The following is a 25205-nucleotide window of genomic DNA, read 5'->3' on the forward strand; positions in this document are numbered from 1 at the left end:
GTCGCTGCGCGTAGCAATTACCGCAACGCCTTCCGAATTGAATCCGCCGCTTGCTTCATCGCTTCAGATACCGGCTGGTTCTCCTTGAAGATGCGCTCCAGGGCTTTCGCCATCTGATCGTTGACATCGGAACCGACAGCGCCCCAGAAGAACGGACGTGCACCGAAGAAGGAACCGTTGAAGATCGCTGCCGAGTTGGGATTGTTCTTCAGATAGTCGCTGTTCTGCAACGACTTCCGTGATGGCAGCGCAAATCCGCTTTCGAGCACCGTCTTCTGACTGGCTTCGCTGGTCAGGAAATTCACTACCTTCCACGCCGCATCCGGATTCTTCGTATTAGCCGAGATACCCCAGGCGACGGTAAAGATAAGGTTGCCTTCACCACCCGGCCCGGCCGGCGGCATCACCACACCATACTGTGTGTTCGGGAATTGATCGCGCAGATAGGGGATCAACCAGCCACCTTCGTACACCATTGCACACTGACCTTTGCCGAAGAGAGTGCCCTGCCAGCCTTCGCCGAGATCTGAAGGCAATGCACCAATCTTGGCGGTGCGGAATGAGGTGTAGAACTCGGCAGCTTTTACCGCTGCTTCACTGTCGAGCATCGTGTCACTGTAGTCATCCTTCATCACCATCCCGCCATTTTGGAAGACAAAGACCGGGAACCGACCTGGATCAGGCGGTGTGCAGAAGCCGTAGATCGGGCGATTGGGATCGCTGAGGTCGGTCAGCTTTTCAGCAGCCGCACGCAGATCATCCCATGTCCAGTCATCGGTTGGATAGGCAAGACCAACCTTGTCAAACAATGCTTTGTTGTAGAACATACCGAGCGTGTTGAAGTCTTTTGGAATACCGTAGGTCTTGCCTTTATAGGTAAAAGCATCGATCAGCGCCGGGATGAAGTCGTCACGCGAAACACCACTGGTCGCCATCAGATCATCGAGCGGGAGCAGTGCATCGTTCGCCGCCAGCTCAAGCCACCAGAAAATATCGACGTAAAAGATGTCAGGCTCGGTACCCGAAGCAATCGATGTCAGGAGCACCTGCTTGTAATCACCGGTAATCGGCTCGTACTTGACCAGAATATCGGGATTTTCTACCGAGAACTTATACAGCAGCGATTCGAGCAGAGCCGTCTCAGCCGGACTGGAAGCCCATCCAGATAGACGCACAGTAACCTTTTCGGCCGGGACAACAACTGTCTCGCGCACAGTTTGTGGAGTGGGTTGAGTCTGTTGAGTGGTGGTCTGACCACAGGCGCTCAAACCCAGCGCCAGCACAGTCAGAACGAGTAGGAGCTTGATCAGGCGATTCATAGCTTCTCCTTTCAAAGACTAAAGAAAACATAAAGACCAACGACCGTAAAAAAGTTGCATGTTTAGATCATTTCTTACCCTCCTTTTTGAAACAACAACCAACCACCCAATCATCGCCAGACGATGATCGGGAACGAACATTGGCGTACTGTATCAGGCAGAAGCGCGAATGATCAGCGAAGGTTGGAGAAGAACATGTTTCTGCGCTACCGGTTGCCCTTCCACTAACGCCACCAGCAACTCAACGCATTTATGACCGGCCTCGGCAATTGGCTGGCGCACACTCGTCAGCGGCGGGAAAAGGTATTGGGCCATCGGTGCATCATCAAAGCCGATAATCGCCAGGTCGGTTCCGATCCCCAGGCCACGTTCGCGGGCAGCGGCCATCGCCCCAATAGCCATCGTATCGTTCAGGGCCATAATCGCGGTTGGCCGCTGTTCGGATGGCAGATCAAGCAAGTGCAAGGTCATCGCCCGCCCAACGTCAAAAGTTCCTTCACCGCGCAACACGTACCCAGGCTCGATACCAATCTGAGCAGCCTGCATCGCATCCAGATACCCTTGCAGGCGGTCATTCCCGACTCGTGAGTCTTCCGGCCAGGCAAGAATCGCAATTCGCCGGTGTCCACGCCCGATGAGGTACTCAATAGCCTGCCTTGTTCCTGCTGCACCATCAATATCAACCCAGGCAAAATCCCAGTCGGGGTTGGAACGACCAAAAGCCACGAAGGGGAATTTCTGTTTTAGCAAAAATTGAATCCGTGGATCGTTGTAGTTAACGCTCGAGAGCACAAATCCGTCAACGTTTCCGCTCCGAATTAAATCACGGTACGCATCCACCTGCGCGCTACCCTCCTGAAAGGGGAAGGGCAAGACATAGTAACCAACTGCGCTTGCCTCGCGCACCATGCTGCTCAGAAACTGATCGAGAATGTGATTGACTTGACCGGGTTCGGTTTGCGTCCACGAATACCCGATCATAAAACTCCGCCCGGCTCGCATGTTGCGGGCGATACGATTAGGTCGATAGCCCAATTCCCGTACCGCTGCCTGAATCCGCTCCATCGTTTCGGGCGCAACTTGCATATCGCCGTTCAGCACCTTGGAGACAGTCTGGTAACTAACCCCGGCACGCGCCGCTACATCTTTGAGCGTGACTTTGGTGGCTGTCATAGGCGTATCGATCTCTCTAGGCGAACGTTCGCCTTTATCATACACCCTGTAGGTTGAGTTGTCAAGAGGAAAAAGCGAACGTTCGCCTAAATTATTTGCTACGTCTTGTATGCTGTCAAATATTCATCGACCATAGGTGCAAGCTGCCTTGCTGTCCGACCAGGAGTTTCCAACGGGTTCGGTATCCGTACTACGATGTCGCCTCCCCCCTCACCTTCCCCCCCATCCCCCTTCCTCTCCCACAAGGGGAGAGGAAGGGGGATGGCTGAGGCAGGACATTAAGCACGCCCCCTTTGCCCTAATCTACGAGTGCTCTCACACCGGCAGCGGAAGGCGGCGCCGAGGCTGATTGGGCGCCCTCTCCAGCGAGCGTGCGCGTCGGGCGAGCGATGGATTCCGGCTCCACACTGAAGGACGTGGGCCGGAGGCCTACGTTCCCAGGTACCTGGTGGGTCGGGAATCGTCTTGGTGCATGGATGACATTCCTCATGCGTGTCCCTCACTTCGGTTGCGGCGAAAAGAGAAAACGTTGAAAAGCTCCGTTGTCCAACACTATCTATCGTATCGGTAGGAGCGAGTTCTAAACCCGCTTACCGTGGCGTTCTGATACTACCCAAACGGGTGCAGTACATAACGTTCTGGTCACCCTTGCAAGGAGCTGAGAGAGTGAGAAGAGAAAGCATGACCTCCATTCAACACTTGCCTGTACCAGACGAGAACGTTGGCGAACGTAGCGAAAGAAGGAGATGGGTTTGAGGAATATGTATCACGATATGTAAACGTGAAGTTGGTTTGCCCCGCCGCCTCTTCGATATGCGGTATACTAAGGAACAGAAGAAAAGATAGAGAGTGTGTCTGGAAAACACAGCGCTGGTAGCCGGACGACACCTCTCGTTCTCTCTCTTACCGATAGGAGCGGGAGACACACGGCAATATGCGGAAGTCAAGAGAGATTTTCAGGCACGCCCTGAGGAGATGTCTATGCGCTATGCGCTCGAACGGTTTATTGCTGAAATCAAAGATGCTATTCTGGCTACCGGTAAGGTACCGGCTGATTTGATCGAAATTACAACCCCAAAACCCAATATTCCTGCTGATCGTACTTTTGTTACGTTCAAAGCAGCAAAGGCGCTTGGTATTGATCCGAATCGTTTGGCTGCCGATCTGGCTGCAACGTTGACTCTCCCACCAGATTCGCTGATTGGTGAAGTGTCTGCCAGCGGCCCGTTCCTCAACTTTTCCTTGCACCCGCAACGTCTGGCTGCTACCGTGCTCGAAGAGATTATGGCAAGCGGTACGGCATACGGGACATTGACGGATGGTGCCGGTCGAACGGTCGTGATTGATTACTCTTCGCCCAACATTGCCAAGCGGATGCATGTAGGTCATATTCGCTCGACGATCATCGGGCAATCGCTCGTGCATATCTTTCGCGCCCTTGGCTATCGGGTGATCGGCGATAACCATCTTGGCGATTGGGGTACTCAGTTTGGCATTATTTTAGCTGCGATGCAGCGCTACGGACGTCCGCAGAGCGAAGGCGAAGCGGCCATGGCCGAGCTTGAGGCACTCTATACGCGCTACAATGCCGAGATGAAGGACGATCCGGCCCTTGAGGAGGAGGCCCGGCGCTGGTCGCTGGCACTCGAACAGGGTGATCCGACGGCGCGTGCGCTCTGGCAATGGTGTGTTGATCTGACATTACGGGCTGCACAGCGTAACTACGACCGGCTAGGTATTCGTTTTGATTATGCCTACGGCGAGAGTTTCTACGAGCCGATGCTGCCCGGTGTCATTGAAGAAGCCTTACGCTCGGAAGCCGCATTCCGCGATGTCGATGGCGCCGTTGTAGCCGAACTTGACAAACTCCCTCGGTTTATCATCCAGCGTAGCGATGGTGGTACCGTCTACATGACACGCGACATCGCCACGATCAAGTTTCGGATTCAGGAGTTCAACCCCTCGCACATTATCTATGTGGTAGACGCACGACAGGAATTGCACTTCAGACAACTCTTCGCTATTGTGCGGGCGATGGGCTATGCGCACAATGTAGAGCTGGTTCATGTTCCGTTCGGAGTTATTACCACTCCCGATGGTCAGCCACTTTCGACCAAAAAAGGCAACATGGTCTATCTTGAAGCTCTACTTGATGAGGCTGTAGCACGAGCACGCGCCCTGGTTGATGCGAAAAGTCCTGACCTATCGCCTGAAGAACGAGCAGCAATTGCCGAAGCGGTTGGCATCGGCGCCGTAATCTACAACGATCTCTATCAAGACCCGCGCCGAAATATCACCCTCGATTGGGATCGGATGCTCTCGATTGAGGGGAACAGCGCCGCCTATCTACAATATTCGCACGCTCGCTGCCGTTCAATTTTGCGCCGGGCAGCCGAAGAGGGCGTGGGATCAGAGACGCCCGATCTGACCCTTCTGACCCATCCGAGTGAACAACGTCTCATTCGCCATCTGGCCCGCTTACCCGAAGCAGTCCGCGAGGCCGCTGCACGCTATGCGCCATTCGTGATCGCCGACTGGTGCTATGCCACCGCCCGCGAATTCGGTATCTTCTTCGAGCAATGTCCGGTCTTGCGTGCTGAGCCACCGGCATTACGAGCCGCACGCATCCAATTGGTTGCGGCAACGGCGACTGCATTGCAGAATGGATTAGCGTTGCTGGGGATCAAGGCGCCTGAGCGGATGTAACAACCGGCATACAGGCAACCTGAGAGGTTGCAATGCTGATAGCACAACGGTTGAGGTGCGTATGAGTGTCACCAGTTTTAGTACGGACAACCGAACCTACCGCCAGTTGATGGGCAATGGGCTGATCTACCGGATTCCACCGTTTCAGCGCGATTACGCCTGGAATGAAGAAGAGTGGGAGGATTTATGGCTCGATATTCAGGGCACACTTTCTGCCGATGGTGAACCTGCGCACTACATGGGGTATCTAGTTCTCCAAACAGTTGATAACCGGGTATTTGAGGTTATCGACGGTCAACAGCGCCTCACCACGTTGAGTCTGATTGTTCTGGCGGCAATGCGCCTGCTCAAACGCCTGATCGATAACGGTATTGCCGCCGAAGCCAATCAGATGCGGCTGGGACAGCTACGGACAAGCTACATCGGTTACCTCGATCCGGTGACCCTCATCACGCAAAATAAACTCTCGCTGAACCGCCAGAATGATCCGTATTACCGTCAGTATCTGGTCACATTGACCGATCCACTCCCGCAGCGCGGATTTCCGGCTTCAACCAACACTATGCGAAAGGCATTTGAATGGTTTGAGCGTCGTCTCAATGAGTATACCAGCACGCAACGCGATCAGGGTCGGGCGTTAGCGCAGTTTATCGAGACGATGAGTGATAAGCTCTTCTTCACCGTTATCACCGTGTCTGATGAACTAAACGCCTACCGTGTCTTCGAGACGCTCAATGCCCGTGGAGTTCGTTTGTCGGCCACCGATCTGCTTAAGAACTATCTCTTTGCAGTCCTGGCTCGCCATTCACAATCGGAAGTGGAGCTAAAAAAGCTGGAACGTCGGTGGGATACGCTGGTTAGCCGGTTAGGGAGCGAGAGTCTGCCGGATTTTCTTCGGATGCACTGGAATAGCCGACACAGTTTTGCCCGCCAATCCGAGCTGTTCAAAGCAATTCGGAATCGAATCCAAAACCGTGAAGCCGTGTTCGGGCTGCTGCGTGAAATGGACGAGGATGTTGATACGTATCTAGCACTCAACCAACCCGAAGGTTCAAGTTGGCCATCAGATTGGAAGGTCTATGCTCAAGAACTACGGCTTTTTTCGGTTCGCCAGCCATACCCGATGCTTATGGCAGCCAAACGCCGCTTAGCCGACGATGATTTTGCCAGACTGTTACGGGCAACCGTTGTTATATCGTTTCGGTACAATGTCATTGGTTCGCTCCACACCGGTGAGTCTGAACGGCTATATCACGAAGTAGCGAAGAAAATACATGAAGGAATAATCAACAATTACACGCTCGCCGTGCAGACGCTACGCCCTATCTATCGAAGTGATGCCGCGTTTAAGGCCGATTTTAGTGAAAAGTCGATCAAAACGACCCAGAGCAGAAATGCACGAATTGTACGTTACATTCTCAGCAAACTAGAACAACAGGTAGGCGGCGTTGAGTTTGATTACGATTCTCCTGCCTATACCATTGAACATATCTTGCCTCAGTCGCCTGAAGCCGGATGGGAGGCTTTTAGTGACCGCGATCTAGAGGAATTTGTCTACCGTTTAGGGAACATGACGATTATTGAGAGCAGCCGGAATAGAGAGGCAGGAAACAAATCATTCGCACAAAAGCGTGTGATCTATCAAGAAAGTCGCTTTCGCTTAACCCAACAACTGGCGCAGGAAGAGGAATGGACGCCAGAGCGACTAGCTGCCCGTCAACGCGAAATGGCCAGGTTGGCGGCAGTAGTCTGGCGAATAGATATCTGAGGTTGCTACGCTTACATTATGTTGTCTACAGGCAATTACATTGGGGGCCAATTTCCTGCTGGGGTCCCAGCGATCTCACTGAGAACGTGAGCAGCGCAGCAGAACTATGACCTCATTCCACGTCCAATAACTTTGGAGACTCGCTGTGTTTTGCCAGTCAACGCGACAGTTGTGTTGGCGGTTCAGCGACCCGTGCCCCGACAGATTTACGTTGTCGATTCACTTTTTACGGGCGGTGTCGTCAGTAAATCGGCCATCTGACGCAACGCCAGCCACCACTGCTCACGCGGTCGGGCATGGGTGGGGTCCATCAAGCGAGGCATATCGTCGAGCTGATGAAATTGAACTTTCCCGCCGCGATAACCGATGAACGCACCGACCGGCTCACGGCGATCAGCGTGCTCGATCAGAAATTCGATACAGCGCACCGCTAACCGCGTTGCCTGAATACGGTCAAATGGCGATGGATCACCGCCTTGCTGCAAATGACCAAGGATCGCCTGCCGTACCTCGAACAACTTATTCCCCTCCTCTTCAAAGAGTGAACAGATGAACGATGTTGTGTAGACCGGATTCGCCTTTTCGTTACGCACGATCAGACTTAACCGTTTCCCAGCCCGAAACCAATACATCATCTCTTCCAAATCGGCCTGTAGTTTGCGCAGACTAATCCCTTCTTCGGGAAGATAGACCCGCTCGGCGCCGGTTGCCAATCCGCTCATCAGAGCCAGATAACCGCAATCGCGACCCATAACCTCAACGATAAAACAGCGGCGTGATGCCACGGCCGATTGTTTGATACGGTCAATGGCCTGGACAATACTATTCAGTGCTGTATCTGCGCCTAAACTCAGTTCAGAACCGGGCAGGTTGTTGTCAATGGTTGCCGGCAGGCAGATAATCGGAATATGAAACGCCGGAAAGATCTGGCGCTCGCTGTAGAGTTTGTACGCTGCCTGATACCCACTCAAGCCACCGATCATGAGGATGCCATCTATCCCAAAACGCTCAATGTTACGCGCAATCTGGTACAGCTCGCTGCCATGCGGAATCTTGCGATTGGTACCCAGTTCGGCCCCCCCCATCGTTGCCCAACCACTGACGCTCATCCAATCCATCTCAACGATCTCACCATCGATCAGGCCCTGGAATCCATTACGAACGCCGAGCATGATGTGACCACGGTCGATTCCAATGCGTACTGCCGCCCGTACTGCCGTATTCATACCGGGCGCTGGCCCACCACTATGCACCACTGCAAAGCGATAACCGCGCTTCAGGCGGTCAGGTGGCGAGGGCTGTGATTGAATGAGGGTCCCCAGCGTCCGATACGCTTCTGCAAAACTATTGCCCCGCATTGCCAGCGCTCGCTCGTAATCGTGCTGCGCGATAGCCTCGGCAACTTGATGCGTATCCTGAACGCAGGTCAACAACGGCAAGCGCATCACCCGATTTTCACGCAAACCGATCAATTTCGGTTCGGCGTCTGGACTGGCGGTTAACAGCTCTTCGACAGCCGTTGCGCCCAACAATGAACTCATCCAGCGATCAAATGCACTTGGTGCACCACCACGCTGAACGTGGCCGAGAATAGTGACTCTGGTATCTTCCCCTAGTCGCTCTTCCAGCACCTTCTTGATATACGACGCAGTGATAGGCTTGCCATGGCGGTCACGAGCACCCTCAGCGACCACAACAATACTATCGCGCCGACCTTGCTCACGTCCGATTCGCAGCACATCACACATATGCTGCTCCCAATCGTCCATCTGGGGAGGCATTTCCGGGATAAATACCCAGTCTGCGCCACCAGCAATTGCCCCCATCAATGCCAGATACCCACAATTACGGCCCATCACCTCGATGACGAAGGTGCGCTGATGGCTGGCAGCCGTTGAACTGATCGCATCAATCGCCTCGGTAATACGATGAAGTGCAGTATCGGCGCCAATCGTCATATCAGTGCCACAAAAGTCATTGTCGATACTGCCAACAATTCCGGCAATCAGCAGGTTAGGATGGGCTGCCGCCTGTTCAGCACTGATTTCACCTGCCGCAACCAATTCGGCCAGTAACTCCGGCCATTCACGGCGAAAGAGATCAGCTCCGGTCAGACTACCATCACCACCAATGACAACCAGGCGGTCAATGCCATGGGTCAGTAAATTAGCCGCCGCCCGACGCCGACCCTCGCGAGTGCGAAAGGCACTACTCCGTGCGGTACCAATAATTGTGCCACCGCGATGAATAATCCCCCCCACCGAACTCCAATCCATACGCCGGATGAACTTGCCCCCTTCAATCAGGCCCTGATAGCCCTCATAGATCGCAAAGACTTCACACCCACGACTGATGCCAGTACGTACTACAGCACGCACCGCAGCGTTCATCCCAGGCGCATCACCACCGCTCGTCAGTACTCCGATACGGATTGTTGGATGTGTCATTGTATCCCTCGCCTCTCTGGCGGATAGCAATATGGTTGCATACGCAAGTATATCACAGAGTCACGAGTGATCAGTGAAGATCACATCCGCTACCCGGTAGAGGTGATGTGAGGAGATAGGGCAGAGAAAGCAGGAGTCAGTTGGAGAGATGACGCCCTACCTGTAGCAGGTAGGCTTGTACCTTCACTTCGGTCGTCTTGCAGAATATGCCCGTTACCGCATCGGTAGGGGCAAAGTTTGGCAGCCGCTCCAGATGCTGGGTGAATGCGTTAGCGGCATACGCTCGTTGATCAGAAAAGGATACCGGCTATGAAGATAATATCTCAAAATAAGATAGTGTTTTTACTACTGAGAAATGGAAATAAGACATTGTTTCATTTTCAGGTAAACCTCTTGACTTTATGCTTGAATGGGGTAAAGTGAGGGCATGAAACGCACATACTCATTCTGCTGAGGGAAGATCACGATGAACAAACAGCAGTTTACAATTAACGGCATGGATTGTCCTGATTGTGCACGTGCTATTGAACGCGGTGTAGCGCGGCTTCCAGGGGTACAGACCTGTGAAGTGAATTTCACCACCGCTCAATTGCACGTCACCGGTGATGCAGACCCGACAGCTATCATCAGCCGGGTACGAGATTTAGGCTACGAAATTCAGTCAGCAACGACAGTGGCTGACGAGAATCCACCAACCCTGTTCGACTTTATCCGCCGCCGTCGTCAACATCTGTTCGCGCTGGTTGGTCTTGTGCTCGTTCTACCGGGTATCATCCTGCATGAATTGCTTGGTTGGGATGCACTCTGGATTGATGGGCTGGCACTCGTTGCCCTTGGCCTGGTGGGGCCAAAAATTGCTCAAAACGCCTGGCGCACGTTCCGTACAAATCGTGAGCTGAATATCGATGCTTTGATGACGATCGCCGCTATTGGCGCTGTCATTATCGGAACGTATGTTGAAGCCGGGCTGGTGATGGTGCTCTACGCAATTGGCGAGGCTTTAGAGGAGTATACAGCCGATCGTGCCCGTCATGCAATCCGCAGCCTGCTTGAATTGACTCCACCGACGGCAACACGTCTTGGGCCTGCTGGTGAAGAGATCGTACCGGTCGCCGAGTTGCGGGTTGGCGACCGCATTCTCATCAAGCCAGGAGAGCGGGTACCGGTTGACGGTACGATTGTCGCCGGTTATTCGCTGGTGAATCAGGCTTCGATTACCGGTGAAAGTCGGTTGATTGAGCGTGAGGCCGGAGACTCGCTCTTTGCAGGAACGATAAACGGTGAAGGGAGTCTTGAGCTGATTGTTGACCGACCCGCTGCTGAGAGTATGGTGGCGCGGATGATTCATCTCGTTCAGGAAGCGCAAGAGCGTCGGGCACCGGTGCAGCGGGTTGTTGATCGCTTTGCACGTATCTACACGCCCGCAGTGGTCATGCTAGCCGTGCTGGTGGCCAGTATTCCACCACTCTTGTTTGGTCAACCCTTTTTAAACCCCGATCCCGAAACATTTGGCTGGCTCTACCGTGGTCTGGCTCTCCTCGTTGTTGCATGCCCGTGTGCGCTGGTTATCAGCACACCGGTGAGTATTGTGAGCGCCTTAAGCACGGCTGCCCGCAACGGTGTGTTAATCAAGGGTGGGGCATACATCGAAACGCTGGCACGTGTGCGTACCATTGCCATTGATAAAACTGGCACGCTGACCACCGGCAAACCGGCGGTGGTGGGGCTACGGGTCTTGGGATGTTTGGCCAATGATGTCGTACCGGTCGGGCATTGTCAGACCTGCGATGAGCTATTGATGCTGGCAGGAGCCGTTGAGCGGCGTTCAGAACATCCACTGGCGCATGCCATCGTCCAGGCTGCAACCCTGCGCGGTCTCGATCTCCCGATGGCCGAAAACGTGCGGGCCTTGACCGGTCAAGGAGTGGTGGGAGTTGTGAATGGGAACAAGGTGCTGATCGGAAGTCATCGGGTATTCGATCAGACATTGACTCACGATGAACAGCATTGTCTGGCAGCGCAACGTGACAGCCAGTCCGGATATACACCTCTCCTGGTTGGTGTTGATGGTAAATACCGTGGCACAATAACCGTATCTGACACGATTCGTGAAGAGAGTCGGAACGCCGTGGCTGCTCTGCGCGCCCAAGGTTTGCGGGTCGTGATGCTCACCGGTGACGAACCGGCCACTGCGCGGCGCATTGCCGACGACATTGGGGTGGATGAGGTTCGGGCTGGATTACTCCCTGAAGCCAAAGCCGCGGCAGTCAGTGCATTACGTCAACCTGACGGTGCAGTAGCGATGGTCGGTGATGGAATCAATGATGCGCCAGCACTGGCGACTGCCGATGTAGGGATTGCGATTGGTAAGCAGGCTGGTGGTACGACGCAAGCGATGGAGACTGCCGATATAACTCTACTCAGTGGTGATCTCCGTCAGTTACCGTTTGCCATTGAACTCAGCCGCCAGACAATGCGCACGATCGCCGTGAATGTTACATTCAGCATTGGCATTAAACTCCTCTTCATCGGCCTGGTTCTGGTCGGCTTGGGCACAATGTGGATGGCTGTGTTGGCCGATGTGGGCACCTCGTTGTTGGTGACGCTGAATGGGATGCGGTTATTGGGCTTCCGTTCACGTCTGCCGGGTCATAGAGGATGAGTACGGAACAGAGTTCAGGCGATCAGAGCGATTACGCCTGGCAAGGGACGGAATATGCTCTTGCCACTGCTAGTATCCCTCTTCCTTGCTCGTGAAGATGGAGCCAGGGCTTTTCAACGTTCTTTACGTGCGTTTAGGAACAAGCGGGAGGGGCGGGGTTCCAAACTCGCCCCAATAACGTGTTCTTGAGACGGATGCGAGTTCCGCGATTGCCAGCGCAGATGCGGGCCAGAGACCCGCGATCCCGGATGAGGGAAGCATTGTGCAGACACTTTCTGAGCGCGGTGAACGGCGCAAGCCTCACACTCTATGCACGCGACGACGAGAAAGCCGCCGAATGTCTTTGGAACAGCCCATTCCCTCGGTAAGGAGACACGACGGATATGCTACGCCTATCATTCCTGGATTAACACCGGTAAAAACTGAAGCACCTACCGAACTACCGCAACTCAGGTAATTCAATCGGGTCTTCACGTGGTTCGCACAGGCCACAAAAGAGTGCACGGGCAGTGACAATAGCCTTATGACCACCTTTGTGGTCGGCGAAGAGGGCAACAATATGGGGCATCTCTTGCGCGTGATCGCGACAAATAGCCCGCCCACAAAAGATACAGGTGCCGTGAGCGGGACGATTGCAGTGCCAGCAGTTCATCGTTGACTCCACTGTTGAGGGGATGCGTCTGATAACGCATCCCCGTCACGATTAGCGCAAAACCAGCGGTACCCACAATCGTGGTGCACTGATTGAAACTGGTGCTTCGAGTAATTGCGTTTCAATAGTGACCGAACTACTGACAATCTCGACCGTATTCGTTAGGCTGCCAGTCACCTGGTTCGGATTGACTGTCACTCGGAAGAGCAATGTGCGTCGTCCGGGTGTATCGCCGCTTTGCGCAGGTACGGTGAGATTGTTCCATGTTAACACAGTACGACCACTGCTGCTACCGATTTGTGGTGCTGACAGGTCTGTTCAACCTTCTCATCCGACCCGACAGCAGTGATGAGAGGCATGGCGAGTTTCCGAGCCTATCCGCAGCTCGTGCAGCGGTGCGCAGCTTCCCGTGCCAATCCGGTGATCCACGGTCAACCCCCGTCCTCTCGCCGATAATCCATCGTTGTCTCTGGAGAGGTGGATTCTCAACTTCCGCACGGCATGCTTTCGAGAGGGACACACATTCCATCACTACTCCCCCAGAGCGCGGGCCGCTAACCTACACTCCCAGGGGAAACCGCACAGATCGGGGATCGCCGTTAGCACGTGTATAAGGTTTGTTAGTCTGCGCCATCTAGGGCCGAGAATGTTGAAGACCTCCTGGATATTCGCTCTACCTGTTCAAGTGCAAACCGAATCTATGCTATGATATTTGACTTGTAAAGTATTGCTGTTTGGAGAGTCCATGATCGCGGTCTTAATCGAGGTTCTCTTGCCGATTGCGGTGGTAGCAAGTGCAGGATTCGCACTACGGCGCGCCTTTCCGCTTGATCTGATGACACTCAACCGGCTGATGATTTACGGTCTTAGCCCGGCGCTCATCTTTGTCGCCCTGGTGCGCGCCGATTTGAGTGGCCCGGATGCCGGACGCATGCTCTTCTTCGCGGTGGGAGTGTTGGGGTTGATGGCGTTAACCGTCTGGATCAGTGCACTGGGGCTGGGGTTACGCGGAAAGGACGTGACGGCGTTGTTGCTGACCAGTATGTTTATGAATTCGGGCAATTATGGTCTGCCAGCCTCACGTTTTGCTTTTGGGGAAACCGGTTTTACATTAGGGGTGTTCTACTTTATCATGCAATCGATCATGGCGCAAACGTTAGGCGTGGGAGTGGCAGCAGCGGGTGCGGCAGAAGGAGGCCGACAGGCATGGCAATCAATCTGTTACCGCCTGATCCGTATGCCACAAATCTATGCTGTGACCGGTGCACTGGCTTTACGGAGTGTGGGGTTCCAGCCGGCAACAGCGACAGGGCTTATTCACAGTCTGTTTGAGGGCGTAGCGCTCTTGAGTGAAGCGGCGTTGCCGGTCATGCTCCTCATTCTTGGCGTACAACTGGGTGCCGGAGCACCTCTTGTTCGACCAGGAATGGTGGCAATTGCCACGACAATCCGGTTGGTAATATCACCGATCTTGGCTTTCGGTCTGGCCCGTCTACTCGGTATGGAGGGAGTTGCACTCGGGGTTGGGGTGATGATGGCCGGTATGCCAACAGCAGTGAATACCACAATCCTGGCGATTGAGTTTGATACTCGGCCACAACTGGTGGTCAGTACCGTCGTGGTGTCGTCGTTTGCCAGTCTGATAACACTGAGCGTATTACTTAGCCTGGTACGATAGGTATGATTGTTCTACGCAACATTATGCTGCCCGGTCAGGGAAGTCCTCAGGCCCTGCTCATTCAGGGTGATCGTATTACCTGGATCGGTTCTGATCAGGATGCTTCACGATGGCAACAGCCGAACGCGCAGATCATCGATGGCGCCGGGATGCTGGCGCTTCCCGGATTCAACGACTGTCACTTTCATTTGCAGAACGGTGCTCGGGTGCTGAACGTTCTGCGGTTGGAGCAGGCCAACAGTATTGCTGATGTCCAGCACCTTCTGGCCCGATATGCTGCTGCCAACCCGCATCTCCCATGGCTGATCGGACGTGGCTGGCGCTATCGCCTGTTCGCTGCCGGTCAGTCACCGACCCGTCACATGCTCGATGCCGTCGTTGCCGACCGACCGGTACTGTTAACGGCGTTTGATGGTCATACGGCCTGGGTCAATACCAGAGCATTGCAGATAGCCGGTATCCTGATCGGCACAGACACCGGTAATCCCTGTAGTACGGTCGTGATCGGAGATGATGGTCTAGCCAGCGGTGAACTGCGTGAAGCACCGGCGATAGACCTGGTGCGACGCTGTATTCCACCACCAACTGAAGCCGAAATTCGGTCGTCGTTGTTGCATGCGCTCCGCGAATTAGCCGCACTTGGCTTGACTGGCGTGCACAACATGGATGGTGATGAAGTGCAGCGGATGCGCTATCGCGAGTTGGCGGCTGATGGACTGTTGACGCTCCGTATTCGGTTACCACTGTCGATAACACCAGGAACTGCCCCACAACGGATTACCGAGTGGGCAATTGATGCCCGACAATATCAACATCCGTTGGTGCAGACCGATGCGGTAAAGCTGTTCGTTGATGGTGTGGTTGAAGCGAAAACGGCTCTGATGCTGGCACCGTATGCTGATGACAGCAGCGATTGTGGCGCTGCGGTCTACGATCCAAGCGAATTCGCTAACCTGACAACCCATGCCGATGCTGCTGGTCTCCAGGTTTGTGTCCATGCAATTGGTGATGGCGGTGTGCGCCAGACACTCGATGCCTTTACGCACGCTCGCCACATCAACGGTCATCGCGATTCACGGCACCGGATTGAACATGCCGAAATTGTTGATCCGGCTGATCTCCCGCGTTTTGCACAACTGCGTGTCATTGCCTCTGTGCAGCCGTTGCACGTCGAGTTCGGCATGGATCAGCACAATCCGTGGTGGCGCTTAGTCGGAACACAGCGCCATCGTTATGGCTTTCCCTGGCGTGATCTCTTGCAGGCCGGAGCCAAAATGGCGTTGGGAAGTGATTGGCCGGTTGCCGATCCAGATCCGTTGCGAGGGATACAGGCGGCTTGTACGAGAGGAAAACTCGATTTCAGCCCGCCTGACAGTCCGTTTCCCGATCAGCGCCTCACAGTTACTGAAGCTTTGGCTGGTTATACGACCTGGGCAGCGTATGCCGGTTATCGCGAACACGAACTGGGACGGCTAGCTCCCGGTTATCTGGCCGACCTGATCCTTCTGGATCGCGATATTACGACCTTACCGCCCAACCAGATTACTACGGCAAGAGTTATGTTGACCATGGTAGGAGGACGAGTCGTTTTTACACGCTGATCGTCATCGCTAATTCCAAACAAGGTTCGATAAGAGACCGTTAAGATGCGAGCCGTAGGTCCGCGTACCTAAGGAACGAGCAGGTACCCTTCGCAAAACGGACAATTCAGAGACTCCGATCTATGCCCCTACGGCACATCTTGACTGACTTTATGTCAAAAATGTCAGCAACTCAACCTCATCATCGTGCTCGATCACCATATCATCTGATGGCAACCACTGAAAATGATCACCACGTCGCAGGCTCAACGGTAACTGACCCGCAGCACGGAGTTCGGCAACTGTTTGCCCGACCCGCCGGTCGGTAATAACCTGACGGCGCACAACCAGTAACTGATCACCGACGTCAAAGGCCGCTTCAACATCGGGGAGCAGAGCGGCGGCAACCAGGCTGGGGGCGGCCAGCGCTGAGGTGCTGAAAGCAGTACGAATGCCAAACAAGTCGGCCAGGCGGTCTGCCAGCACATCGCTAAACACGCGCAGCACCAGGTGAACATCAGGATACATACTGCGTACAGTTAACCCGATCTGTAAATTGAGCAGATCATCACTGTAGAGAGCGGCCAGTGCCGTTGCCTGTTCAATACCGGCTTCACGGAGGATAGTGGGATCGCGAGCATCACCACGCAAGACCCGTATTCCCTGCGCCGTTAAGGCCTCAACATAGCGTGGCGGTGTCTCTACCGTACAAATCACGGTCAGCGACGGTCGTGGCTGGTAGCGGTTGAGCAACCGCACCACCTGCGTACCCACCTTTCCCAGCCCACAAACTATTAGGCTGGCATCACTGCGCTTTGGTCGTGGTTGATTAGCCCACTGTACCGCCTCAAGTGCCGGTAAGGGGCCAACCAGCGCAATCTCTTCGCTGGGCAAGACAGGCAGGTTCGCATGAGGCCCAGGGATGCGACGCACACCAAAACGAGCCTCTAGATTGGCGACCGATCCGATAAGTGGGCTATCGTTACTTACGGTAACGAAGGCGATGCCCAATAATCCGGCAGGTAAATCAAGCACATAGCGGACCTGAGAACTCAATAGCGCGGCAGCAAACGTTGGTGCGGCTAGCGCTGCCGGACTGAATGCCGAATTACGACCAAAGGATCGCTCAATGCGAGCATCAAGGGCGCGACTAAAGATGCGCTGGACGGTTGGTAATTCAGGACGAATACGGCGGGCAGCCAGGGCAATCTCCAGATTTTTTAAATCGTCGTCAATGGTTGCAATCAAACCCTGAGCACGACGCAAGCCCGCCCGAGTCAGAACAACCGGATCACGGGCGTCACCCTGCACAACCGGTACGCCCAACTGATACAGGGTTGGCAAAAACTCACAGTTAGGATTAAGCTCAATCGCCACAACCTCGCGCCGACAATCGAGCAGTTGGAGCACGGCACGATAGCCAACTCGACCCAAACCACACACAATCATATGACCACGGTACGTAGCGGCCAACGCCTCTTGCCAGCGTTCGGGGCGCGACCGTTTATCGACCAGCAAGCGTCCAACATCAACCGCGCTCTGCAACAAAAAGAATAGTCCAAGCAAGGGTATCAGGAAGAAGAGGACACGGCCAATGCGATCGGGGGGCAACTCAAGGTCAGTCTGAAAAATCAGCAGTTTCAGCGTTTCAAAGAGCGCAACTGCAATATCGGGACGACAGTTGCAGAGAGGTGGCAAGTAAAACCACTGCAAATAGAGCGCACCACTGGCCAGCACGAGTAGTAACGCCGTTACCGGGAACCACGCTTCACGGAGAATGCGTAGGTCGTCGAGCAGGTTAGCGACAAGTAGACGCCAGAAAGCGAACCGTCGTCGCCGTAATCGAGAAAGACGAATATCCTGGGCCATGCTTGCGTATTACGCTACATCACCGCGACTAACAGCGATCATCCGGTTGAGTCGCTCTAAAGCGCGTCCACTATCGATACTGTGACGGGCCATTGCCACACCAGTTTTCAAATCAGGAGCCAGATCACCAGCTACCATCGCCGCAGCCGCGTTTAATAGCACGACATCACGCCGCGGTCCCTGGTCTTCACCGCTCAGGATGGCACGAATGATGGCAACATTGTAGGCAACATCACCACCGCGCAGTGCATCCTGCGGTGCACGGGCCAAACCAACATCTTCTGGAGTTACGATGATTTGACGTGGCGGTTGACCGGCACGTACTTCAAAGATCAGGTTGGGGCCTGACAGCGTCAATTCATCGACTCCGCCGTCACCGTGTACAACCAGAGCATGAATCGTCTCCAGCCGACTAAGTGCATACGCCAGTTTTTCAGCTAACGCAGCGCTGGCAACACCCAACACCTGATAGCGAGCGCGAGCGGGATTGGTCAACGGACCGAGGATATTAAACACGGTACGAATCCCTATCTCACGGCGAACCGGCCCGGCAAAGCGCATTGCCGGATGAAACTTCGGAGCGAACATAAAGCCGATCCCGGCTTCGCGTAAACAGCGCGCCACCCCCTCGGCATCGAGTTCGATCTGTACTCCCAGACCTTCCAGCACGTCAGCGCTGCCACATACGCTTGACATAGCCCGATTACCGTGCTTTGCCACGGTTAAGCCCGCACCGGCCGCAACAAACGCTGCTGTCGTACTGATATTGAACGTGTGCGCGCCATCGCCGCCGGTTCCACAGGTATCGATCACCGGACCATCGAAATAGACGTGAGTTGCCTTTTCGCGCATCACGGCAGCCATCCCGGCAATTTCGGCGTCCGTCTCACCTTTCATATGTAAGGCAGTCAGAAACGCACCGATCTGCGCCGGTGTTGCAGCCCCACTCATAATCTCTTCCATCACGCTGGCCGCTTCTGCCTGAGTTAAATCGCGTCGTGCAACTACGGTGGCTATCGCCTCGCGAATGTTCATGCTCCACTCCTTAAACGCTCCTCGTTACACTGCGGTTGTATTGTAGCGATCAGGAGGGTTATGGTCAATCGGAAGTGAGAAGGAGAGAGGAGGTCCGGACACTGCTACCCCCTTCTGCTCTTCGTGTGAGAGCGGAAGGGGGGTTGGGTAGAAGGTGAGGGGCGCCAGCTTACACGTGGTCGCGTCCCCTCTCTCATCACCGCTAGCAGGTAGGTTGAAAAATCCTTCCTTGTTCTCCTATGATCTAGAAACCAGACGCAACGGATGGATGTTCACCTCTACACACACCGATGAGCGATGATCGGCCCGGCTATGAGGAAGTCTGAGACGACGATTCGGTTGGGAGTGATGAAAGGTTATTCAGTTGCGGTACGAGACGTTGACGAGCCATCTGCAAGACCTGACAACTCTCACCATGGTTATGGCAGCGTGGACAACTGGCGACTAGACGTTTCTCGTGCAACTCAATAATCGCATGGGCTGAACTCCAGTAAATATTCCGTGCACCGACCAGATCAAATAAACCGGTACGTTTGAACATATCAAGTACAGCCGGTTGTAAAGCGGTAAAGATGACCTCACCACCACGGGCATGGTGTTCTTCAACAATTTGATGGAGCGCCTGAATACCCATCGCATCAACCAGTGGTACACCGCGCATACTGATGATAATCGTGTGATAATCACCGGCAGTTTCAAAAGCTTCAAGTACAGTCGTCACACTTCCGAAAAAAACTGGACCGGTAAGGTAGTAGACATGGATGCTCGGACAAGTGGCAGTAATGGGTGAACCCTGTACCTGTAACTGTTGCGGATTGATCGGAGAACTGGTGACCGTCGTACTGGTTGCCGATTGCCGCAGATAAATAACTGCCGAAATCGCAACCCCGATGAGAATTGCTTGCGTGAGATCGAGTGCCGCAGTTGCCACCATCGTAATGAAAAAACCAATCAGAGCGTGGCGAAGACGGGCATTCACGAAAAAGTGAATCGTCTCCCATTCATTCATCCGCCAGGCTGTGACCAGTAATACCCCACCAAGCGCAGCCAGAGGTACGTAGCGAATGATCGGCCCCAATACCAGTGCACTGAGGAGCAGTAACAATGCATGGACAATACTGGTGAGACGTGTAACCGCCCCACTCTTGATTGCAACACTGGTCCGAGCAATGGCAGCAGTCGCTGGCACTCCACCGAAAAACGGGATCAGCAGATTGCCAATACCCTGGGCCACCAGCTCTTGGTTGCTATCGAACGGCTTCCCGCTCATCGTCGAGCCAACTGCACCACACAGGAGACTTTCGATCGCACCGAGGGCGGCAATTGAAACAGCCGGCGCAAGGAGGTCGTTCAAATGATCCCAAGGGATTTTATCCCACGTTAGCCGATTCTCTAGCAGGATGGTACGCGGAATATCGCCAATAATGGGAACATTCCATCCCAATACAACACTTACAATCGTTGCCACAATGATTCCAATCAGTGAAGCTGGTACCGCCTTACTCACCCGTGGCAACAGAATCATCACTACAATCACGATTCCGGCAATCACCAGTGTCCGCCAATCGGGCATAAGCGGATGGGTGAAATAGTGGAGGAGTTTTTCCAGCGCATTCTCGGCTGCTGGGGTTCTGATCCCCAACACATTATCAAGTTGACCAATCGCGATAATCAGCGCAATCCCACTGGTAAAACCGGCAATGACTGGTGAGGGAATGAAAGAGATATACCGGCCAAGCCGAAAGATACCGAGCAAGATCAGCATGAGACCGGCAAGGAGCGTAGCCACCCACACTGCCTCCAGACCATAGCGTGCGGAAATGGCAATCAAGATAGCCGACATCGCACCGGTGGGGCCACTGATCTGATAGGCCGCACCACCGAGTCCGCCAATAATAAGACCCGCAATAATTGCAGTCACCAAACCCGCAGGGGCATCAGCCCCTGAAGCAACACCGAATGCTAAAGCCAGCGGTAAGGCCACGGCACCGGTGGTTAAGCCGGCCAATACGTCAGAGCGGAAATGATTGACCGAGTAACCGGCAAATTCACGCTCTAGCAGGGAAATGAGAGGAAAACGGCGAGAAGCGAGTTTCTGCCCCTTTGATGGATATATGATAATATTCTAATATTATCGAAATTCTATCACGCTCACTATTCTCTGTCAAGGTACTGGGTAGCGATGGTTGTTCAACAGTTCACCCGACCTGGGAGAGATGTGTTGAGGGAGAAGGGCGAGAAGGGCGAGAAAAGCGAAACATGCCCAGAAGCCGGTGCCGGGGGACACCCCTGCCGACCGACCGTTTACCACTACTCTACGCAAACTTCAAGGAGATGGTGCGATGAAGGAGGCTACAGCAGCCCCCCTCACCTTTCCCCAAGCCCCTGCCGCTCCGCTGGTGGGAGCGGCAGGGGAGTGTGAAGCACCTGCGCCGGGGGATACCCTCACTGGCCGTTCACCACTGCTCTACACGAACCCCAAGGAGATGGTGCGATGAAGGAGGCTATCCCCCGCTCCCAATCCGCTTTCCTCTTTTCTCGCTTCTCGCGTCAATGCACGGCAGGAGCGGCAAGGAAAACACCTTCTTCACAAGCAGGAAGATGGCTTGCTTCTGAGGCAGGCTCATCCGCCACGGCTGCTCCCACAGGGGCAGGCCAACGGCCCGAATCGCCGGTGCAAACGCTCGGATCGGGAGCATTATGCGAGGGTAAACAACGTTGACCGGAAAACCTAACCAAAACCTGAAAACCCCTTGTCGCGCTTAAAGGGTTATTACTGTTTATCATACATTGTTGTATAATCTATACGAATATTAGAATATTAAAAGATACTTTTATGCCACTTCATCGCTTTAAAGCCGAATTCTTCAAAGCCCTCGCTCATCCTACCCGCCTGGCCATTCTCGATCAATTGCGGGCGGGTGAACGCAGTGTGCAAGAATTACAACAGGCACTCGCCATCGAACAGTCTAACGTGTCACAACAACTGGCTGTTCTGCGCAACAAAAACATCGTCGATTCGCGTAAAGAAGGCACAACCGTATACTACCGGGTTCGCGACCCGATGATCTTTCAGTTGCTCGATGTGGCACGTATTATCTTCAACAATCATCTTATCGACACACAAGAGATGCTGGCAACGTTGAATGAAGAGCAGTAGGGCTTTCAACATGTTTTCACCCGCCCCAGTAGAGAGATAAAGCGACTCCTCAGCTATCCGCATTGCGTGTAGAGATACCCAACCTTCCATACCAGCAGTGGCCGAAGCACAAAACTGCCGTTTCCTCGCCGATGATGCAATCTGAGAGGGGCAGGTTCCCAAGCTGCCCGCTGTAATGCCGCATCCCTAATAACGTTCTGTCACCATACAGGAGGGGCAGGTTCCACGCCCCTACCCCCCACCTATGAAGGTCATAGTGTGCTCATGCACTACACGCCGATTTTCGGCTATTGACCACCCGACGCGGACCGGTGACCCGCGATCTCAGGACAACTGTATGATTCAGAGGCATCCTGAAGCGTTGGATGACGCTCATTATTCACGTGCCCTGATACGGGCCAGGTAGTATGCAGGCAAATGTGAGAACCTTCAGCACGCTATGACAGCGACGCTAGCATTCACTATACCCGCAGGCATGACACTTCCGACATCCTTCCTCGTTGAACATCGCCGCATTCTGACATTCGGGGCAGATCTCAGCAGCCTCTGACGAAGCGTGATGGAGGTCAGCGTGCAGAGAGTTGACCGCCTGCGATGGCGTCGGTTCGCTTACCCTCACCGTATCGTCTGGTGTCGTTTCACCGTTACCGGTATTATCGTCGTAGCCATGACCATTGCCATTCCCGTTGCCATTCTTCACATAGTGATCGAGCAAGACCTTCCCGATAGCATCGGGAACGGAACGGACCCGATCAGGACCGAACCCTGCCGAACGTGAACCACCGATACCGCGAAGCTGCTCGGCGATGAGCTTCACCGGTACACCACAGCGTAACGCCAGCGAAATCAACCGTCCAATAGCCTCGGTAAACGCAGTGACATCACTCCCGGCGCGCCCGATAATTGCAAACACTTCAAATGGCTTCCCATCTAACTCGGTAACAAACAGACGAAGCTTGCCAAGCGGCGTAACGACCGGATATGAGTGACTAGGAAGACCCTCTGCCGGTACCGGTCGCGGTGTAATCTCTGCCGGTAGTGGTGCAGGCGCCTGTACCGTGCCGGTGCTTTTGGCGGTCGAACCGGTCGAGAGAACCTGGTTCGCTCGTGACCCATCACGATAGACGGTAATCCCTTTACATCCAAGCCGGAACGCCAGCTCGTAGGCTTCGCGCACCTGATCGGGGGTCGCTTCGTGGGGGAAGTTGATCGTCTTCGAGATCGCACTATCGGTATACTCCTGGAAGGCAGCCTGCATCCGCACATGCCATTCCGGTGCAATATCGTGGGCAGTGACCCACACCCGCTGCACATGGGCCGGGACTTCAGGGTGATGAATGTGGCCGGTATCGGCAATCCGCTCCATCAGTTCCGGGCTGTACCAGCCCTCACGTTTCGCCTGAGCGACAAAATCTTGATTGATATCGAGCATCCGGGTATCGGCCTGATACCGCCAAAAGGCGATGGCAAAGAGTGGCTCGATCCCAGACGAGCACCCTGCAATGATACTGATCGTCCCGGTCGGGGCAACGGTGGTCACATTACAATTCCGCAGCAGTCGTTGCGGACGAATCCGCGACCCATCAGGACGGCGGGCACAGGTCGCATCAGGACCCCAGATGCTATACTCCCATTCCGGGAACGGGCCACGCTCACGGGCCAACTGCTCGGAAGCGACCTTGCTCTCTTCGTCGATGAAGTGCATCACCTTCCGCGCCAGATCGATTGCTTCGTGCGAATTGTACGGAATCTCCAACCGCACTAGCATATCGGCCCATCCCATCACCCCGAGCCCGATGCGCCGGATGCGCTGGCTCAGTTGGGTGATCTGTTCGAGCGGATAGTGGTTGGCATCGATCACATTATCGAGAAAGCGCGTGCTTTCGTGAACTACCTCACGCAGATGATTCCAATCAATCGTTCGTTCTGGAGTGACAAATTTGCCCAGATTGATCGAGCCAAGATTACAGACATCATACGCCAGGAGTGGCTGTTCCCCACAAGGATTGGTGGCCTCGTACTCGCCGAGGTGCGGAACCGGGTTGTACTCGTTGGCCCGGTCGATGAAGAACAGACCGGGTTCGCCGGTAGCATGGGCACACTGAACGATGAGATCGAAGACCATCCGGGCACGCAGGCGTGTTGGCTGACCGGGCGGAACCAGCACCTCACCGGTCAGGGGATGTTTCAGGCCATCGCGTGACGCAATATGCACCGTACCGGTGCGAGGATTGATGAGATCATACGTTTCATCGCGCTCAACAGCGCGCATAAACGCATCGGTAACGGCAACAGAAATGTTGAAATTCGTGATTTTTGTGGTATCGAGTTTGCAGGTAATGAACTCAAGAATATCGGGATGATCGCAGCGCAAGATCCCCATATTCGCGCCACGGCGGGTTCCACCTTGTTTGATGGCCTCGGTCGAGTGGTTGTAGACATCCATAAAACTGACCGGACCACTGGCAACGCCCATTGTACTGCGCACCACATCATTGCGCGGACGCAGGCGCGAGAAGCTAAAGCCCGTGCCACCGCCGCTCTGATGGATCAGAGCCTGATGCTTCAGAGTCTCGTAAATGCTGGTCAGATTGTCGTCAATTGGCAACACGAAGCATGCACTGAGCTGACCCAGTGGCCGCCCGGCATTCATCAGAGTTGGGCTGTTGGGTTCAAAATAGCCCTGGGTCATCAGATGGTAAAATCGCTCGGCTCGCTCTTCAACCTGTTCTGATGATGCACCGTAGCGAGCATCAACGGCAGCGATCGTCTCGGCTACCCGCCAGAACATCGCTTCGGGCGTTTCAATGACGTCGCCATGCTCGTTCTTGAGTAGATAGCGCTTCTGAAGGACGGTTCGGGCAATGTCGGTCAGATTGGCAGGGGCAAGCTCGTGTTTCATCATGGATTGAAAGCTCCTCATGCTACATGGACGGTTGATGCGCTAAGAGTGTTGTAAATAATTTTTAACCGACAAGGTTCACGACGACAAGGCGCAGGAAAGAAAAACTACTATATTTAGTGCCTACGATGATTGATAGAGCGCATATTTTGAACTCCCTCGCGCTCGGCTAGTGTAGCACAGTAACTGACATCGTGTCAAGTGGAAGAAAAATGGTTTACAATAACAAAACCACCAAGCCGCGATATGTCCGT

Annotated in this window: 15 protein-coding genes; 6 read left to right on the top strand and 9 right to left on the bottom strand. The window is 54.2% G+C overall.

Features of this window, described 5'->3' with window-relative positions:
• Window positions 1-17: 17 nt before the first annotated feature.
• On the bottom strand, window positions 18-1319 hold the full coding sequence (locus QTO31_RS01255) for an ABC transporter substrate-binding protein (RefSeq protein WP_031460970.1): 1302 nt from the start codon (window positions 1317-1319) through the stop codon (window positions 18-20).
• Window positions 1320-1472: 153 nt separating this feature from the next.
• The gene (locus QTO31_RS01260; RefSeq protein WP_301427849.1) at window positions 1473-2492 is read right to left on the bottom strand and encodes a LacI family DNA-binding transcriptional regulator; all 1020 of its coding nucleotides are present in this window, start codon (window positions 2490-2492) and stop codon (window positions 1473-1475) included.
• 981 nt (window positions 2493-3473) lie between these two features.
• Between QTO31_RS01260 and argS the strand changes: the two genes are divergently transcribed.
• Both argS and QTO31_RS01270 read left to right on the top strand, forming a co-directional pair.
• Complete coding sequence (gene argS / locus QTO31_RS01265; protein WP_031459598.1) at window positions 3474-5198, top strand: arginine--tRNA ligase; 1725 nt, start codon at window positions 3474-3476, stop codon at window positions 5196-5198.
• Window positions 5199-5259: 61 nt separating this feature from the next.
• The gene (locus tag QTO31_RS01270; RefSeq protein ID WP_031459597.1) at window positions 5260-6966 is read left to right on the top strand and encodes a DUF262 domain-containing protein; all 1707 of its coding nucleotides are present in this window, start codon (window positions 5260-5262) and stop codon (window positions 6964-6966) included.
• A gap of 206 nt (window positions 6967-7172) precedes the next feature.
• Here QTO31_RS01270 and QTO31_RS01275 read toward each other — a convergent pair whose 3' ends face one another.
• Window positions 7173-9413 carry a 6-phosphofructokinase gene (locus QTO31_RS01275; protein ID WP_301427850.1) on the bottom strand — a complete coding sequence of 747 codons (2241 nt, stop codon included), beginning with the start codon at window positions 9411-9413 and terminating at the stop codon, window positions 7173-7175.
• Between the two features lie 466 nt (window positions 9414-9879).
• Here QTO31_RS01275 and QTO31_RS01280 point away from each other — a divergent pair, with 466 nt between their 5' ends.
• A complete protein-coding gene (locus tag QTO31_RS01280) occupies window positions 9880-12075 on the top strand; it encodes a heavy metal translocating P-type ATPase (protein WP_301427851.1) in 2196 nt (731 codons plus the stop codon).
• Window positions 12076-12514: 439 nt separating this feature from the next.
• Here QTO31_RS01280 and QTO31_RS01285 read toward each other — a convergent pair whose 3' ends face one another.
• Window positions 12515-12727 carry a hypothetical protein gene (locus QTO31_RS01285; protein WP_301427852.1) on the bottom strand — a complete coding sequence of 71 codons (213 nt, stop codon included), beginning with the start codon at window positions 12725-12727 and terminating at the stop codon, window positions 12515-12517.
• A gap of 51 nt (window positions 12728-12778) precedes the next feature.
• Entirely contained in the window at window positions 12779-13000 is a 222-nt protein-coding gene (locus QTO31_RS01290; protein WP_301427853.1) for a hypothetical protein, read from the bottom strand.
• 472 nt (window positions 13001-13472) lie between these two features.
• Here QTO31_RS01290 and QTO31_RS01295 point away from each other — a divergent pair, with 472 nt between their 5' ends.
• Both QTO31_RS01295 and QTO31_RS01300 read left to right on the top strand, forming a co-directional pair.
• Window positions 13473-14405 carry an AEC family transporter gene (locus tag QTO31_RS01295; RefSeq protein WP_301427854.1) on the top strand — a complete coding sequence of 311 codons (933 nt, stop codon included), beginning with the start codon at window positions 13473-13475 and terminating at the stop codon, window positions 14403-14405.
• A gap of 2 nt (window positions 14406-14407) precedes the next feature.
• Entirely contained in the window at window positions 14408-16006 is a 1599-nt protein-coding gene (locus QTO31_RS01300; RefSeq protein ID WP_301427855.1) for an amidohydrolase, read from the top strand.
• A 150-nt stretch (window positions 16007-16156) separates the two neighbouring features.
• On the opposite strand, the gene QTO31_RS01305 is transcribed toward QTO31_RS01300, so the two are convergent.
• The 3 genes from QTO31_RS01305 to QTO31_RS01315 all read right to left on the bottom strand — a co-directional run bounded on the left by QTO31_RS01305 (window position 16157) and on the right by QTO31_RS01315 (window position 21011).
• Window positions 16157-17854, bottom strand: a complete 1698-nt coding sequence (locus QTO31_RS01305; RefSeq protein ID WP_301427856.1) for a potassium channel family protein — start codon at window positions 17852-17854, stop codon at window positions 16157-16159.
• Between the two features lie 9 nt (window positions 17855-17863).
• On the bottom strand, window positions 17864-18889 hold the full coding sequence (trpD, locus tag QTO31_RS01310; protein ID WP_301427857.1) for an anthranilate phosphoribosyltransferase: 1026 nt from the start codon (window positions 18887-18889) through the stop codon (window positions 17864-17866).
• Window positions 18890-19199: 310 nt separating this feature from the next.
• Complete coding sequence (locus tag QTO31_RS01315; protein WP_367620627.1) at window positions 19200-21011, bottom strand: SulP family inorganic anion transporter; 1812 nt, start codon at window positions 21009-21011, stop codon at window positions 19200-19202.
• A 714-nt stretch (window positions 21012-21725) separates the two neighbouring features.
• Between QTO31_RS01315 and QTO31_RS01320 the strand changes: the two genes are divergently transcribed.
• Window positions 21726-22049, top strand: coding sequence for an ArsR/SmtB family transcription factor (locus QTO31_RS01320; protein ID WP_031459588.1), 324 nt, complete (start codon window positions 21726-21728; stop codon window positions 22047-22049).
• A gap of 451 nt (window positions 22050-22500) precedes the next feature.
• Here the strand turns inward: QTO31_RS01320 and QTO31_RS01325 are convergent, their stop codons facing one another.
• Complete coding sequence (locus QTO31_RS01325; RefSeq protein ID WP_301427858.1) at window positions 22501-24954, bottom strand: vitamin B12-dependent ribonucleotide reductase; 2454 nt, start codon at window positions 24952-24954, stop codon at window positions 22501-22503.
• Between the last annotated feature and the right edge of the window lie 251 nt (window positions 24955-25205).

Source organism: Chloroflexus sp. MS-CIW-1 (assembly GCF_030444705.1).
In the GTDB taxonomy this organism is placed as follows: Bacteria; Chloroflexota; Chloroflexia; order Chloroflexales; family Chloroflexaceae; genus Chloroflexus.